General features: G+C 67.6%; 15 protein-coding genes. 4 read left to right on the top strand and 11 right to left on the bottom strand.

Translation table 11 applies throughout. The features are described from left to right. Positions 1-3 precede the first annotated feature (3 nt). The 7 genes from FHP25_RS12330 to FHP25_RS12300 are packed head-to-tail and all read right to left on the bottom strand — an operon-like array spanning position 4 to position 7,736. Positions 4-1,398, bottom strand: coding sequence for a phenylacetate--CoA ligase family protein (locus FHP25_RS12330; protein WP_147847228.1), 1,395 nt, complete (start codon positions 1,396-1,398; stop codon positions 4-6). A 19-nt stretch (positions 1,399-1,417) separates the two neighbouring features. Further along, positions 1,418-2,764, bottom strand: a complete 1,347-nt coding sequence (locus FHP25_RS12325; protein WP_147847227.1) for an MmgE/PrpD family protein — start codon at positions 2,762-2,764, stop codon at positions 1,418-1,420. After that, positions 2,761-3,918, bottom strand: a complete 1,158-nt coding sequence (locus tag FHP25_RS12320; RefSeq protein ID WP_147847226.1) for a CaiB/BaiF CoA transferase family protein — start codon at positions 3,916-3,918, stop codon at positions 2,761-2,763. Before FHP25_RS12320 ends, FHP25_RS12325 begins: the two co-directional genes overlap by 4 nt. Then, positions 3,919-5,118, bottom strand: a complete 1,200-nt coding sequence (locus FHP25_RS12315) for a CaiB/BaiF CoA transferase family protein (RefSeq protein ID WP_147847225.1) — start codon at positions 5,116-5,118, stop codon at positions 3,919-3,921. Between the two features lie 24 nt (positions 5,119-5,142). Then, a complete protein-coding gene (locus FHP25_RS12310) occupies positions 5,143-6,300 on the bottom strand; it encodes an acyl-CoA dehydrogenase family protein (RefSeq protein WP_147847224.1) in 1,158 nt (385 codons plus the stop codon). A gap of 15 nt (positions 6,301-6,315) precedes the next feature. After that, entirely contained in the window at positions 6,316-6,834 is a 519-nt protein-coding gene (locus FHP25_RS12305; protein ID WP_147847223.1) for a MaoC family dehydratase, read from the bottom strand. Between the two features lie 29 nt (positions 6,835-6,863). Next, positions 6,864-7,736 (bottom strand): HpcH/HpaI aldolase/citrate lyase family protein, encoded by an 873-nt coding sequence (locus FHP25_RS12300; RefSeq protein WP_147847263.1) that lies wholly within the window; start codon positions 7,734-7,736, stop codon positions 6,864-6,866. A 94-nt stretch (positions 7,737-7,830) separates the two neighbouring features. Here FHP25_RS12300 and FHP25_RS12295 point away from each other — a divergent pair, with 94 nt between their 5' ends. After that, entirely contained in the window at positions 7,831-8,622 is a 792-nt protein-coding gene (locus tag FHP25_RS12295) for a GntR family transcriptional regulator (RefSeq protein ID WP_147847222.1), read from the top strand. A gap of 17 nt (positions 8,623-8,639) precedes the next feature. Here the strand turns inward: FHP25_RS12295 and FHP25_RS12290 are convergent, their stop codons facing one another. The 4 genes from FHP25_RS12290 to FHP25_RS12275 all read right to left on the bottom strand — a co-directional run bounded on the left by FHP25_RS12290 (position 8,640) and on the right by FHP25_RS12275 (position 12,086). Beyond that, a complete protein-coding gene (locus FHP25_RS12290) occupies positions 8,640-9,995 on the bottom strand; it encodes an MmgE/PrpD family protein (RefSeq protein WP_147847221.1) in 1,356 nt (451 codons plus the stop codon). A gap of 65 nt (positions 9,996-10,060) precedes the next feature. Then, the gene (locus tag FHP25_RS12285) at positions 10,061-10,756 is read right to left on the bottom strand and encodes a GntR family transcriptional regulator (protein ID WP_269434393.1); all 696 of its coding nucleotides are present in this window, start codon (positions 10,754-10,756) and stop codon (positions 10,061-10,063) included. A gap of 111 nt (positions 10,757-10,867) precedes the next feature. Continuing rightward, positions 10,868-11,659, bottom strand: coding sequence for a 2OG-Fe(II)-dependent halogenase WelO5 family protein (locus tag FHP25_RS12280; RefSeq protein WP_178133478.1), 792 nt, complete (start codon positions 11,657-11,659; stop codon positions 10,868-10,870). 43 nt (positions 11,660-11,702) lie between these two features. Further along, a complete protein-coding gene (locus FHP25_RS12275; protein WP_147847219.1) occupies positions 11,703-12,086 on the bottom strand; it encodes a cupin domain-containing protein in 384 nt (127 codons plus the stop codon). 393 nt (positions 12,087-12,479) lie between these two features. Here FHP25_RS12275 and FHP25_RS12270 point away from each other — a divergent pair, with 393 nt between their 5' ends. The 3 genes from FHP25_RS12270 to FHP25_RS12260 are packed head-to-tail and all read left to right on the top strand — an operon-like array spanning position 12,480 to position 15,451. Further along, entirely contained in the window at positions 12,480-13,082 is a 603-nt protein-coding gene (locus FHP25_RS12270) for a TRAP transporter small permease subunit (protein ID WP_147847218.1), read from the top strand. Continuing rightward, positions 13,082-14,374 carry a TRAP transporter large permease gene (locus tag FHP25_RS12265; RefSeq protein WP_147847217.1) on the top strand — a complete coding sequence of 431 codons (1,293 nt, stop codon included), beginning with the start codon at positions 13,082-13,084 and terminating at the stop codon, positions 14,372-14,374. Before FHP25_RS12270 ends, FHP25_RS12265 begins: the two co-directional genes overlap by 1 nt. 12 nt (positions 14,375-14,386) lie before the next feature. Next, positions 14,387-15,451 carry a TRAP transporter substrate-binding protein gene (locus FHP25_RS12260; RefSeq protein ID WP_147847216.1) on the top strand — a complete coding sequence of 355 codons (1,065 nt, stop codon included), beginning with the start codon at positions 14,387-14,389 and terminating at the stop codon, positions 15,449-15,451. Positions 15,452-15,473: the final 22 nt, after the last annotated feature.

Here is a 15,473-nt window from a genome sequence, read left to right as displayed (position 1 = left end):
CCGTCAAGGCTTTCGCCTGTCGATCAGGCGGATCGGCTTCTGTCGCGTCTCGATCCCGGTAAGCTCCGCAAGTCCACCGGGCAGCTCGAGCACGACCTTGATCTCGACGCCAAGCCGCGCGCGCAGCAGCGCTTCGTAGGCTTGGCGCAGCGCATCGTCGATGTCACCGCGCACCTCCGCCCGCACGGTCATCTCCTCGCGGCTGCCGCTGCGCCCGACCTCGCAGACATACTCACCCGTGAACTCCGGGCGCTCGGTGGCCAGCAGGCTGCCGATTCCCGTGGGATAGACGTTGATCCCGCGCAGCTTGACCATGTTGTCGCTGCGGCCGCGGAAGCCCAGGATGCGGCGGAACGGCAGGCCCAGCGGCGAGTCGCCGGTGACCTCCTCGGTGACATCATGGGTGTTGAAGCGGATGATCGGGAAGACGTCGTCCTTGAACAGGCAGGTGCAGACCATGTCGCCCGGCTCCTCCGGTCCCACCAGCGCGCCGGTATCGGGATGGACGAGCTCGAGATATTGCGCGTCCTCCATCACGTACATGCCGCTCTGGTCAGGCCCCTCGCCGGCGATGATGCCGGTATCGCCGACGCCGTACCAGTCGTAGACATCGCAGCCGCCCCAGGCCTGGCTCATCGGGTCGCGGCCTTCAGGACCGAGGTGCCCGGTGATCATCCGCAGGCGGATGTCCCGGCCGGGCTCGATGCCGTTCTCGCGCGCGATGTCGGCGAGGCGCTTCACGAAATCGCCGAACCCGGTCAGCACGGTGGCGCCGAAATCGCGCATGAGGGCGACCTGCTGCGCCGAGCGTGTCTCCACCCCGGTGCCGGCGCTCAGAAGCTGGGCACCGACCCAGTGCACGATCGTCTCGCGGATGTAGTGGCCGCCATTGACCATGCCGAAGCCGTAGACCGAGTGGACGACGTCGGTCGGCCGCATGCCTTGCAGCAGGTAGTTGCGGGCGAGAAGGATGTTCTGGATCTCGCGGCTCCTGGGTCCGAACAGCAGGGGCTGCGGCTTTCCCGTCGTGCCGCTGGTCGTCTGGAAGACCAGCGGCGGCCGGCGATCGGCGGGGTGCGCATCCAGGCCGTGGAAATCCCCGATCGGCGGGTAGCGGTCGACGGAGTCCATCAGGTCCGACTTCGAATAGGCCGGCAGCCTCGCGATGTCGTCGATGCCCCGCACGTCGCCGGGCACGATGCCGGCCTTGCCCCACAGGCGCTGATAGAACGGCACCTTCCAGGCGAAGGCCATCACCTCGAGGAAGCGGCGGTTCTGGATGCTGCGCAGCTCGTCCCGGCTCATGCCTCGAAAGCGGCGCAGAAACTCCGGTCCCAGGGGGTAGTCGCGGCGAATGGCGGGCAGGTCCGCTGCGTCGAAATAGTTGAGTCGCTCCATGGACGGGGAACCTTTCCGGTCAGGCGAGGCAACGCATCAGGGCATCGACGCCACCGCCACGCTCCAGCGCGACGGCGGCGTCGAGCATGTCGTCCACCGTGTGCCGGGGGTAGCCGGCGCTGGCCAGCAGCATCTGCGCCTTGGCACGCAGCGCCGCCTCAGGCAGAGGGTTCTCGGGATCGCCCAGCGCGTCGGCAATATCGCGCGTCACGACCTCGCCGTCCTCAAGCTCGATTCGCAACGACGCGCCGAAATGCGCCGGATAGGCGCGCGTGTAGGCTTCGCTTTCGTGCAGCTCGACCTTGGCGCGCAGCGTCGCGATGTCAGGGTCGGCGGCGGCAGGCGCATCGAAATCCGCCAGATCCGGCCTGCCCCGCAGCAGCACGACAGCGCTTGCATGCTGCAAGCTGAACTTCGCTTCGACCGCCGTCCGCGGGGTCGGCCGGTCGCACACGCCGATCGCGTCGCGATAGGTCTCGACGATTATCCGGCGCACCCTGCCGATGTCGACGGCCTCGCGGGCAGCGAGCACGGCGTCGATGGTCGGGTGGGCATGCCGGCAGGCTGGCCATGGCTTGAAGCTGGCGCCGTGCAGCAGCCACGGCGCGTCGGGCTCCGCCAGAAGCAACGCCGGTTCCGCATCGGGGCACATGCCGCTGTAGAAGCCGAGCGGCCCTTCGAGAATATGCTCCGCTCCGGTGAAGCCATGCGTCGCGAGCTGCGCGGCGATCAGGCCGGCCTGCGCCGCCCGCCCGTTGTGCAGCTGCTTGCTCATCGTATCCTCAAGCCGGCATTGCCAGAGCCCGGATGCCTGGGTCCCGGCATTGCCCAGCGCGTCGACCATCTGCGCCTCGTCGAGGCCGAGCAGCGAGCCTGCCGCCGCGGCGCTGCCGAAGACGCCGCATGTCGCGGTGTTGTGGAAATGCTTGTAGTGCGTCGGCCCGACACTGCGGCCGACGCGGATCATGACCTCGAAGCCGCGCACCAGCGCATCGAGCAGCGCCTCGCCCGTGGCGCCGGTCTCCTGCGCCACCGCCAGCGCCGCCGGCACCACGACCGGGCCGGGGTGGACGAGCGCCGTCCGGTAGAAATCATCCATCTCGAGCACGTTGCCGACGGCGCCGTTGACGATCGCCGCATCCCGGCTCGCGAGCGAGAGGCCGCCGACGGCGCGGCAGCTTCCGGCCGCCAGGGTGCGACCGTAGGCGATCATGGCGAGCCCGGGCGGCGTCTTCGCCCCGGCCGCCGCGCAGCCGAGCCAGTCCAGGACATGCAGCGCGGCACGGCGGCGGTCCGCCGCCACAATCGGGCGCCGCAGCAAGCCGGCGAGGCTACGGGTCAGTCCGGTGGGCCGATCGTCATTCATTGCGGACCTCTCGCCGGCGGGCCATCCCGGTCGACCGGCGGCGGCCGCGTCGCCAGCAGCGCCTGCGTGTGCTCGCCGAGCTTCGGCAGGCGCGTATCGATGCGGGGCGGCTCGTGCCTGAACTTGATGGGGTTGCCGATGTGCAGGTTGCCGTCGTCGTCCCGGATCAGCATCCCGCGCGCGCCGACCTGGGGCTGCTGAAAGGCTTCGTTGAGGTCGAGGACCGGCGCGAAGCAGACGTCGCGGCCGGCAAACCAGCTCTCCCATTGGGCGCGCGTGCGCGTCGCGAACCGTTCGGCGAGGAATGCCTTGACCGGGGCGTGGACCGGGCCCGGTGGCTGTGTCGCGACCGGGATGAGATCCTCTCGATCCAGCGCCGTCAGGAGGTTGTGCACGAACTTGTCCTCGACGCCGGACAGCACGACGTGATGGGCGTCGCTGGTCTGGTACACGTTGTAGAACGAATGGCCACCCCAGGAGCGCTCATCCTTGACGACGGGCGGGCGGCCCTCGGCGAACACCGCGCCGGTGTTGTTGGGCAGCCAGCACATCGTCGTATCATGCATCGAGATGTCGATGTAGTCGCCGCGGCCCGTCTTCTCGCGGCGGTAGAGCGCCATCAGGATGCCGGCAAGCGCCATCAGCGAGCCCGTCGCGTCAGCGATCGGGATATGCGGATGGGTGGGCTTGCCGTCCTGGCCGAGGTTCAAGCTCAGCACTCCTGCCAGCGCTTCCATGCCGAGATCGTGTGTCGGTCGATCGCGCTCAGGGCCGCTCTGGCCGAAGGCGGCGATCGAGGCGTAGACGATGCGCGGGTTCCTGGCCTCAACAGCCTCATAGTCGACGCCAAGCCGCTTGACGACACCCGGCCGGAACGCCTCGACCACGACGTCCGCGGTCTGCGCCAGCGCCAGCAGCGCCTCGCGGCCTTCAGCGGTCTTCAGGTCGACGACGACGCTCTTCTTGCCGCGATGCGTGTTGCGGAACCACACGCTTTCACCGCCCGCGCGATAGCCGAGGTGCCGCACCGGCTCGCCCTCGCCCGGCGGCTCGACCTTGATCACCTCGGCGCCATGGTCGGCCATCATCATCGTCAGATGCGGCCCCGGCAGGAACAGCGACAGATCGATGACGCGGATGCCCTCGAGCTTCATTCAGATCACTCCTTGGGCGCGCAGGCCGGCGATCTCCATCGCCCCGAGGCCCGCTTCCTCCAGGACCGCGTCCGTGTCGGCACCCAGGGCCCGGCATGCCTCCCCGCCCGGCCTCGCCCCGTCGATCCGGATCGGGCTGGCGACGACCTGCACCGCGCCGCGCGCCGGATGCGGCATCGTCAGGAGCCCGCCGGCCTCGCGGAAGTACGGATTGTCGAGCGCTTCGCTCATCGTCAGCACCCGCGCCACCGGCACCTTGCCGGCAAGGCGGCTCAGCCACTCTTCACTGCCGGCGCGCCGGAACTCGCCATCAAGGATGCCGGCCAGCGCATCGCGGTTGGCGAAGCGCTCGGGGAAGCCGACAAAGCGCGCATCCCGCGTCAGCTCCGGCCGCCCGATCGCCTCGCACAGCGACGCCCAGAACCTCGGCGTGATGCACATGACGAAGATCCAGCCGTCGGCGGTCGGGAACAGCTCGCAGGGGACGACCGACGGATGTCCTGATCGTGGCCTCCTTCCCGTCACGTGGCCTTCGTTGACGTACCACGCCGCCGGATAGGTAAGCTGGTGCATTGCGACATCATAGAGCGTCACATCGACGTCGCACCCCTTGCCGCTGCGGAACGCCCCCAGCAGCGCCGCTGTCACGGCAAACGCGGTCGTCACCCCGGTCATGAAGTCGATGATCGACAGGCCCATGCGCGTCGGCCCACCGCCCGGATCGCCGGTGAGATCGAGGTAGCCGGCCTCGGCCTGCAGCAGATAGTCATAGGCCGGCCAATCGGCGCGCGGGCCGCTGCGGCCGTAGCCCGACAGGTGGCCGCAGACCAGTCGCGCATTGACGTCGCTCAACGCGTCATACGTGATGCCCAGCTTTCCGGGCTGATCGCCGCGCAGGTTGTTGACGACCGCGTCTGCCTTCGCCGCCAGCCGGCGCAGCACCGCCCGCCCGTCCGGATGGCGGATATCGAGCATCACGCTGCGCTTGCTGCGATTGAATGTCTGGAAGAACTGGCTGTCGTCGGCTCCCAGAAAGTGCGGACCGGAATGGCGGGCGTTGTCCCCGGCCGGGGTGCCCGGACGCGGCGGCGGCTCGATCTTGATCACGTCCGCGCCGAGATCCGCCATGTGCATGGTGCCATAGGGGCCGGCACCATATTGCTCCACGGCCAGCACGCGGATGCCCTGCAGTGGCTTCATCGCCCCGTCCCTCCCGGCCGTCCGTCACGCAGGATTGCGCTCGATCAGCTGCTTCGCAATGATGATGCGCTGGATCTCGTTGGTCCCCTCGCCGATGCACATCAGCGGCGCGTCGCGCAGATAGCGCTCCACGTGATACTCCTTGGAGTAGCCGTAGCCGCCGTGGATCCGCATCGACTCCATCGCATTCTCGACCGCTGCTTCCGAGGCGAAGTACTTGGCCATCCCCGCTTCCATGTCGCAGCGCTCCTTGCGGTCGTAGGCGCGGGCCGCATCGTAGGTGAGCAGGCGCGCGGCCTGCAGCCGGGTCGCCATCTCGCCGAGCTTGAGCTGGATCGCCTGATGCTCGCAGATCGGCTTGCTGAACGTTTGGCGGATCTGGGAATAGTGGACCGCGTCCTTCAGGGCGGCGCTGGCGATCCCACAGCCCCGCGCCGCGACATTGATTCGCCCCAGCTCCAGCCCCCCCAGCACGGCCTGCATGCCGCGCCCTTCGTGGCCGCCCAGCAGCTGCTCACCGGAGATCTGATAGTCCTCGAAGACCAGCTCGGCGCTGTCGATGCCCTTGTAGCCCAGCTTCTCGAACTTCTTCGACACCGAGAAGCCCGGGCCCTTCTCGGCGACGAAGCAGGACATGCCCTTGTGCCGCGGGCTCGCGTCGGGGTCCGTCTTCACCAGCAGCGCGAAGCAGGTGCCATGGATGCCGTTGGAGATCCACGTCTTCGTTCCGTTGATGACGTAGCCGTTGCCGCTGCGTACCGCACGGGTGCGAATCGCCTGAAGGTCGGTCCCGGCATTGGGCTCGGTGAGGGCGAGCCCGCCGCGAATCTCGCCTGAGGCGAACTTCGGAAGGTAGTAGGCCTTCTGCTCCGCGGTGCCGTTGCGCTCGACGCACGCCGCCATGATGAGGTGGCTGTTGAAGATGCCGCTCAGCGACATCCATGTCTCGGAGATCTTCTCAACGATCTTGGCGTAGGTCGTGGCCGAGAGGCCGAGCCCGCCGTGCTCCGGCGCGATCGTCGCGCCGAAGAGGCCGAGCTCCTTCATCTGCTCGACCATCTCGAACGGATACTCATCCGCATGATCGAGCTTGAGCACATGCGGGCGCACGTCGCGCTCGAGCCATTTCTCGATCGTGTCAAGGAGCGCTTCGTCGGATGCGCCCTCAGGCCCGGATCCCATGCCTGCCTCCTTGCATCAGTAGTTGGCGTTGGCTTCGGCGTCGAAGCCGCGCTTGCCCACGAGGATGGTGCGGTCGAAGACGCAGACGAGCGTGCCTTCCTGATTGAAGCCGCGTGTCTGCACCGTCACGAGCCCGGCTTGCGGCCGCGAGCCGCTTTCGCGCTTCTCCAGCACCTCGGATTCCGACCGCAGGGTGTCGCCCGCGAACAGCGGATGCGTGAGCTTGATCTCGCGCCACCCGAGGTTGGCGATCGCCTTCTGGCTCACGTCCGTGACGCTCATGCCGACCATCAGCGCCACGGTCAGCGGCGAGCAGACGATGCAGCGGCCAAACTCGCTGTGCCTGGCATATTCCGCGTCGAAGTGCATCGGGTGCGTGTTCATCGTCAGCAGCGTGAACCACGTGTTGTCGGTCTCGGAGATCGTGCGCGCCGGTCGGTGCTCGTAGATGTCGCCGACGACGAAATCCTCGTAGTACCGGCCGAAGCTCTCGCGATACCGGTTGTCGCCGACCTTCTTCGCAGTCACGACCATCTCTTCCCTCCTCTCACAATACAGAGCCGCTACCCGCGACCGGCGCCGGCATGGGCCTGGAGCAGCTTCACCATGCGCTTGACGACCGGCTCCTCGACGAGCTTCCCCCGCCAGGTGGTGACGCCGCCCCGCGAGCCCTCGAAGGCCGCGACAATGGCTTTCGCCTCCTCGATTTCCGCCTGCGTTGCCGAGAACACCGCATTGATGATGCCGACATTGCCGGGATGAATTGCCGTCTTGCCGCTGAAGCCGAGCCGCCGGGCGAGCCGCGCCTGGCGCTCGACCTCGGCGCGGTTCGAGAAATCCACGCAGGGGACGTCCAGCAGGTCAATTCCGCCGGCGCGCGCCGCGTGGGCCAGGCGCCCGCGTGCATAAGCCAGCGCCTCGTCCTCCAGCGGCATATTCATGTCGGCACAGAAATCGACCGCGCCGAACACGAGAAAGTCGAGCCGCGGCGAGGACCGCGCGATCTCGAACGCTCGCTCCAGGCCCTGCGCCGTCTCGATGAATGCCGCAAGGCGCGTGCCCGGCGCGGCACGCAACAGGTCTGCCGCCCAGCGAACTTCCTCGCCGCTTTCCACCTTGGGGAGGCAGATGGTTGCGGCCGCCGGTGCGGTATCCTGCAGCGCAAGCATGTCGTGCAATCCGGTCCGGCAGCGCAGCGAGTTTATCCTCACCGCGCGCCGCGGCGCCGATGACACATGCGGCGCGGAGATGAACGCCACGCCGGCAGACCGCGCCGCGTCCTTCGCGTCCGGGGCGACCGCGTCCTCAAGATCGGCGCACACGATGTCGGCGCCGGCCGCAAGCGCTTTGTCGAGAAGGCCCGGCCTGGACGCAGGCGCGAACAGCAGGCTGCGGGCCGCGATCACCCGGGGCAGGTTGGCGGTGCACGTATTCATTTGTCCGGACAATATTGACAGCCAGATTGCGTGTCAAGGTTTGTGAGGACACACGCGCAATTCCGCGCACGCCGCGCATGACGTATAAGCGCGCATGGCCAGAAAGACAGCGCGGCACTCGCCCGCGAAGACCAAGCCGCGCAAAGGCGCGCCCCCCCGGCTGCCGGCGGAACCTCGCTATGTCACCGTCGCGAACGCGCTCATGGCTGCGATCGCCGCCGGCCGGCATCCCGTGGGATCGACGCTACCGACCGAGCATGAGCTGTGCGAGCGCTACGGCATCAGCAGGTTCACCGCTCGCGAAGCGTTGCGGCAGCTGCGCGATGCCGGTCTGGTCACGCGCCGTCCGCGTGCCGGAACGACCGTGGTCGCGACCCAGCGGCGCGTGCCTTATACCCAGACGCTGGGATCGCTCGATGCGCTGCTGCAGTACGCCACCGACACCGAGCTCCGTCTCGTGTACACGGGAACCATCGAGGTGGATCGAGCTCTTGCGCGCGAGATACCCATGGGCCTCGGCCAGCGGTGGCTGTTTGGCATCGGCATCCGCTACCGGCGAGATGACGAGGTGCCGGTCTGCCTCACACGGGTCTACGTCAACCCGGATTTCGACGACGTCGCGCGACGCCTGAGCAACCGCGCGGACGCTATCTACAAGCTCATCGAAGAGCACCACGGCGTCAGTGTCGCTCGCGTCGAGCAGCGCATCTTCGCCGTGCCCCTGGGGCGGGACGAGGCGCTCCACCTGAAGGCAAAGGCCAGCGGTCCGGCGCTGCGCACGCTGCGGCTCTACTACGATTCGGACGACCGCCTGCTGGAGGTCTCGGACAGCATCCACCCCGGCGAGCGCTTCAGCTACGCCATGACGATCAACAGATCAGGCTGACAGGATGCGAGGCGCGGTCATGGCACGGCCAGCCGACCGAGCAGCCGTATATCGTCCAGCTCCTCCAGCCGGCCAGCGAGCGCAATGACGCGTTCGACGGCTTCGGCATCGAGAGGACGTGCCGACTGCCGCCAGGCGCGGCGGACCTTGTCTTCGCGCTGTGCCGCGGTGAGGGGATTGACAGGGCTGCCGAGCATATGGTCGACCCGCGCCTCGCGCACCACCCCCGATCGCAGGTGCGCACGCACGGTCTGGGGCACCAGCGCATTCGGATCGGGATTTGCGTCGATGGCCACCTCGATCCGTTCGGCCAGGGCGCGCAGCGCCGGGTCGGCAAGCCGTCCAGGCTGGAAGTCGGAAGCGTCGACCGTGCCGCAGGTCAGCGCCACCGCGCCGACGAACGGGAAGCACAGCCGGGCATAGCTGGCGGTCATCGCCTCGCGCCAGGGACGCCCGACCAGTTGGTGGATGAGCGGCGGTGCCTCGAGCGTCAAGCGCTCCACCTCGGCAGCCTCGATCCGCTCCGCCGCGACCAGCCTCTGGATGCCGTCGATGCCGGCATGTGTCGCGCGCCCCGTCGGGAAGGGCTTGATGCTCACCTCGGCAATGCGCGAGATCCGTCCCAGCGCATCGAACGGCGCAACATCCCACTCGCCTTCCATCACCTCGAAGAAGCCAAACGGCCCTTCAAGCATGTCGTGCGGCCCGGGAACTCCGGCCGCCGCCAGATCGGCGGCATTCATGCCGGCTCGGGTCGCCATCCCGACCTGCAGCGCCAATGTCGGCTTGCCCTCGACATGCGCCTGCATCGTCCCGGCCGCCTGGCTGAAGGCAAGGCCCAAGGCATCGCGCAGCGTGGCGACATCGAAGCGTTCGAGCTTGCCGAGCGCCGCGGCGACGCCCAGCGTGCCCGCCGTCGCCGGGCGGAAGAATTTCAGGCGGGAGCGCGAGCTCATGCCGATCGTCGCGGAGGCATCGACGCCAGCGGCGAGCGCGAGCAGGAACTCGCGACCGCAGAGCCCGCCGCGCCGCTCGGCAGCGGCAAGAACCGCCGATTGGATCGTGGCGAGCGAATGCACGACGGCCGGCTCGTGGACGCAGTCCCACTCCTGGCTGTGCGCCTGGAAGGCGTTGACCAGGGCGGCGGCAGGCGCCGGCAGCGCCTTGCCGGTCCCCAGCACGTGCGCCTCCTCGCCGGCGCCCCAGCCCGCCGCGCATGCGGCAATGGCCCCGGCATGCGGCGACGTGCTTCCGGCGACGCAGACGGCCAGCGTGTCGAGGGTCAGCGCCTTGGCCGCTTCGATGGCGGCGGCAGGAATGTCCTCGTATCGCAGCGTCGTGATGTGATGCAGCAGACGTTCGGTGGCGGCCATGGCTACTCACATCAAGGCGAGGTGACGGGTGCATCGGGCGCACGCTGATGCACCGATGCTGCCGATCATAGCCGGCCCGTCGGCCGCTTGACGCGTCGAGCGGGCGGGCGCGGCGCCGCCGCGGCATCCCCCTCCCCGGCAGACGGCGATCTGGACAACATGACATGCTTGGCGGCCAGCACATGCGCGCGCATCACGGCCGAGGCCCACTCGGCGTCCCGCGCCTCGAACGCGTCGATCAGCTCCCAATGGTGATTGAGGCTTCGACGCAGATCGGCCGGGCGGTAGCGTTGAAACGTGCGGTGCACGATCGGAAACTCGATGGTGCGTACCACGCTGCCCGAGAGGCGCTCGTTGTCCGCCGTCTTCATGATGATATCGTGGAAGGCGCGGTTGAGATCGGAGATCCGCTCGAGATATCCCTCGGCGCGGTGGTCGGCAAGCTCGACCATCCCCGCCGCCAGCTCGCGCAGCCGATCGATCGCCTGGGGCGTCATGCGCGGCGCCGCCTGGCCGGCCGCCGTGCTTTCCAGCAGCGCCCGCAGGTCGAAAATCTTGCGCAGGTCGTCGGCGGACCAGGAATTGACGAACGCGCCGTGGTTGGGCACGAATTTGATCAGCCCTTCGGCCGCCAGCCGACGCAGCGCCTCGCGCACCGGCGTCCGGCTGACGCCGATCGCCTCGGCCAACTGCTCCTCGCGCAAATGCCCCCCTGCCGGGTGCCGTCCGGCGATGATGTCGGCACGGATCATCGCGTACACCCTGGCAACGACCGGCCCTTTGTGCGCGTCCGCATTTCCTGAGGATCCGCGTCCGACGCGCCGACGGGCGTCATGTCCGCCTGGAAACGCCACCGCCACGCGCCCCCTTGCCTAGGACCACATGACGAGATCTCGATTGGGCAGGCGTCCGATGAAGGAGCCGATCGAGATGCGGTCACGCCCGGGAGCAGCCGTGCCACCGGCAATTTCGTGCGGATTGCGCGTGTTGAAGATCACGACATCGCCGACGTTCGGCGCAAAGGTGAAGGTCTCGGCGCCGGCGACGGTCTCCCGCGGCAGGTTGTAGCTTTGTGGGATCTCGTCGTCCCGCAGCGGCGGGCTCCAGGGTGCGTGGTGCACGGTTGTCTCGCCGCCGGCGACGAGCTCCTCGGCGTAGAGGTTCCAGCCGAGCTGCGCATCGATCGTCCCGACCAGGTAGTGCGGCGCGTTGAACGGCGCGAAATCGGCGTGCAGGTCCACCCCGTCCGAGGCATGGCGAATGATGCCGGCGTAATAGCGGCCCAGCGGCTCCTGGGCGATGCCGACCCGTCCGTCAGGATAGTGCTCGGCCAGACGGTCGATCAGCCGCTGGACGGCATCGAACGACTCGCGCTGCACCGCGTCCTTGCGCGCGTCCGCAGCCGGCACGTCTCTAAAATAGTCCTCCTTGGGCCGGTCCCAGCGGTACTCATACTGCGCCAGGCCGATATAGCCGATACGCCGCGCGACGCTGTAGTACTTCAGGCCGGCGCGCCGGACCGCCTCGGCAAATGAAGCGCATTCCCCGCGGGTCGCGAAGTTGCGGATCCGGATCGCGGGAATCTCGTCGGCAAGCAGCGCGGCAAGAGTCTCGCGGCTGAGATCGGGCTCTCCTGTCCGGGACCATTTCGGGATTCGCATCATGGCACCTTCTCGCGACGACCGCCTGCCGGGGTGGACGTGGGCGTCACGTCCAGGTCTTCATCGGCGGGGACTTGATCTCGAGCTGATGGCACTCCTCGAGCGCCTCGCTGAAATGGTCGACGCCGACGGGGTGCACCCAGGCCGTGCCGGGACCGGCGACAAGCTCCTTGCCGCCGATCACCAGCCGCAGCTTGCCGCTGATGAGATAGCCCATCGACTCGTGATCCATATGCTTGTGGACCGGGTCGATCAGGCCCTTTCCACGGAAGACCTCGAGCATGAGGATCTCCTCGCCCACGAGCAGCTTCTTGACAACGAGGTGGCCCTGCTCGCGGACCCCTTCAACGGCGGTGATCGTCTCGGGAGCGATATCCGAGGAGCTGGCGAACGTGCGGTCCGTCGGCTCGAGCCTGCGCGTCTGTGGCATTGTGGTGTCCTTCAGTTTCCACGAGTGTATACAATAGGCGCAACGAGGATTGCAATCGCACTTCTAACAAGGATGGCCACCAGGCCAACCCCATCGAAGAATGGCTTGTTTTGTGTGGCGTCCTGACGGATATTCGGGCAGCTTCAGCCGCAAGGCCGTGGATGTCCATATCCTGATGCCTCTCCATTGTACACAATCTGCACCGATGCCGACGACCGCTCATCTGCTTCCAGTTTTTTGTGCGGACAAATCAGCGGACGGCGCCGCGCCTTGGCCGACGCGCTGGCGCGCTGCTTGCAGGAGCGCCCCTGCGGGCGCGAAGAACCGGGCACGCAGGGAGAAGATCATGCTGGCAGGAAGCAGCACTAATTTGTCCGGACAGGGAGAAGGTCAATGAGCGAGCGTCCGGCGTTCACGGCGCGCGGTTCACAGTGGCTCGCCTGGATCGGGGGCGGGCTGATGCTGGCATCGGCTGTGCTGATCACGTGCGACGTGGTGGCACGCAATCTCTTCGCATCGACGATCTTCGAAAGCTTCGAGCTCAGTACCTACGCCTTGGCCGCGACCGTCTCCCTCGGCTTCGCTTTCGCCCTGACGACCAAGGCTCATGTCCGGATCGAAGTGCTCTACATCCTGGCACCCGCCGGCGTCCGCCGCGGGCTCGACCTGCTCGCCATCCTGTCGCTGGCTGCGGTCGCGTTCGCGCTGACATGGTTCGGCATCCAGACGGTCGCCGAGAGCCTGACGCTGGGCGCGCGCTCAAACTCGGCGCTGGCTGTGCCGCTGGTGATCCCGCAGGGCATCTGGCTCGCCGGGCTCATCTGGTTCCTGATCACGACCACATGGCTTGCGGGGCGTACCATCGTCCTTCTCGCGCGCGGCCGCTTCGATGCCGTGGAGCGCGAGGTCGGCATTGTCAGCCTCGAGGAGGAGATCGAGGCGAGCACCGAGGCACACCAGCGCGGCCGCGACGCGCAGCGGCCGGAGGCGCGGTGATGTTGCTGGTTGCCGTCCTCCTCCTGCTTGTGCTGGTCGGTAGCGCCCTGCATGTGGCCTCGGCGCTGGGCTTCCTGGGCGCGGCGCTGTCGTCGATCTACTCCCCCTTCCCGCTGCTCAAGGCCCTGGGCGAGCTGATGTGGGCTGCCAGCAGCGATTTCATCCTGCTCGCGGTGCCGATGTTCATCCTGACCGGCGAGATCCTGCTGCGATCGGGCGTCACCGAGCGCATGTACGATGGCCTGGACAGGTGGGTCGGCCAGCTGCCGGGCGGCCTGATGCACACGAACATCGCCGCCAGCGCCATCTTCGCCGCCACGTCGGGATCGAGCGTCGCCACGGCCGCCACGATCGGCACCGTCTCGATGCCGAACATGCGGCGGCACGGGTACAACCCGGCGCTCTTCCTCGGCACGATCGCCGCCGGCGGCACGCTCGGGATCCTGATCCCGCCCAGCATCAACATGGTGATCTACGGCATGCTGTCGGAGACCTCCGTTCCCGAGCTGTACCTGGCGGCGTTCATTCCCGGCTTCCTCCTGGCGGGGCTGTTTTCCCTGGCGGTCTGGGTGATCTGCCTGGTGCGGCCGGCCCTCGGCGGAAAGCGGTCGCTCCCCGTCGGCACGCTTGAGCGGATCCGCAGCCTCGTCAGCCTCGGCCCGCCGCTGCTCCTGTTCCTTCTTGTCGTCGGCTCGATCTACGCCGGCCTGGCGACCCCGACCGAGGCCGCTTCGCTGGGGGTCGTCGCGTCGCTTCTGCTGGCGCTGGCGAACCGGCGGCTCAGCGTGGCCGCGCTGCTGCGCGCCTTCGAGGGCACGGTGCGGACCACGTCCATGGTGATGCTGATCGTCATCGCGGCGCTCTTCGTCAATTTCGTCATGTCGACCCTGGGCATCACCGATGCGGTGGTGATGGCGATGACACGCCTGGACTGGTCGCCGCTCGCGGTCCTCCTGGTGATCATCGCGGCCTACCTCGTGCTCGGCTGTTTCGTCGAGACATTGACCTTGATGATCGCGACGACGCCCATCGTCGTGCCGATCATCACCAAGCTCGGCTACAGCCCGGTCTGGTTCGGCGTGGTCTTCGTCATCCTGATCGAGGCGGCGCTGATCACCCCGCCGATCGGCATGAATCTCTTCGTCGTGCAGTCGGTGCGCGGACAGGGGCCATTTCGCGACGTCGTGCGCGGGTCGGCTCCCTTCCTCCTGATGATGCTGGCGCTGATCGGGCTTCTCATTGCGGCGCCGGACCTTGCGCTCTGGCTGCCGCGTGCCTTGAGCGGAAAATAAAGGGAGACACTCATGAACAGCTCGTTGAGAGGACGGATCGCCGTTGTCGCCGTGGCGTCGGTGGGCCTTGCATTCGCCGCGCAGGCGGCCGATCCGCTGCCGAAGACCACCGTCAACGTGGTCGGCAACCTCGGTATCACAACCCAGTACAAGGATCTCGAGGCCCCGTTCTGGACCCACAAGATCCCGGACGCCTCGGACGGTGCCGTGACCGCGAAGATCAAGCCGTGGAACGAGATGGGGCTGAAGGGCCCCGAGGTCTTCCGCCTGCTGCGGCAAGGCCTCTTCGACATCGCGACGGCCCAAATGGGCCATATGGCGGGCGACGCGCCGATCAATGATGCCACCGACCTCGCCGGCGTCTCGCCGACCATCGAGGTGTTCAGCCAGGTGACACAGGCGTTCCGGCCGGAGCTGGAGCGCTACTACGAAAAGGAGTTCAAGGTGAAGCTCCTGGGGTTGTGGTCGTTCCAGGCGCAGGTCCTCTATTGCCGCGAGCAGATCCGGGGCCTGGCCGACCTCAAGGGCAAGCGCGTCCGTACCTCCGGCGCGTCGCAGTCGGACTTCATCGAGCATTTCGGCGGCTCCGGCGTCAGCATGGCCTTCGGCGAGGTCCAGCAGGCGCTGGCCAACGGTGTGATCGACTGCGCCATCACGGGCACGCTCGGCGGCTACAAGGCCAAATGGTTCGAGTCGGCGAAGTTCCTCCATCCGCTGCCTATCAACTGGGGCAGCAGCGCCCAGGCTGCCAACCTCGCCTTCTGGAACAAGCTGCCGGCCGGCGTGCAGTCCTTCCTCCTGGCGCAGATCAAGACCCTCGAAGCCGACGTCTGGGAGCAGAACCGGCGCGAGAACGACCTCGGCATCGCCTGCAACACCGGCACCGCGCCTTGCTCGGAGGGGCCGGCAGCGAAGATGACGCTCAGCACCGTGTCGGAAAGCGACCTGGCGCTCCGCAAGGAAGCCCTGCTGAAGACGGTCCTGCCGCGATGGGCCAAGCGTTGCGGGACCGACTGCACGGCCCGCTGGAATGCGACCGTCGGCAAGGTCGTGAACCTGCAGGCCTCGCCCAACTGACCACCATGCCGGCCGGGCGCGA

This window comes from Vineibacter terrae (assembly GCF_008039615.1).
In the GTDB taxonomy this organism is placed as follows: domain Bacteria; phylum Pseudomonadota; class Alphaproteobacteria; order Reyranellales; family Reyranellaceae; genus Vineibacter; species Vineibacter terrae.
Note: the sequence above shows the minus strand (reverse complement) of the source record. Positions and strands in the feature narration are given on the sequence as shown.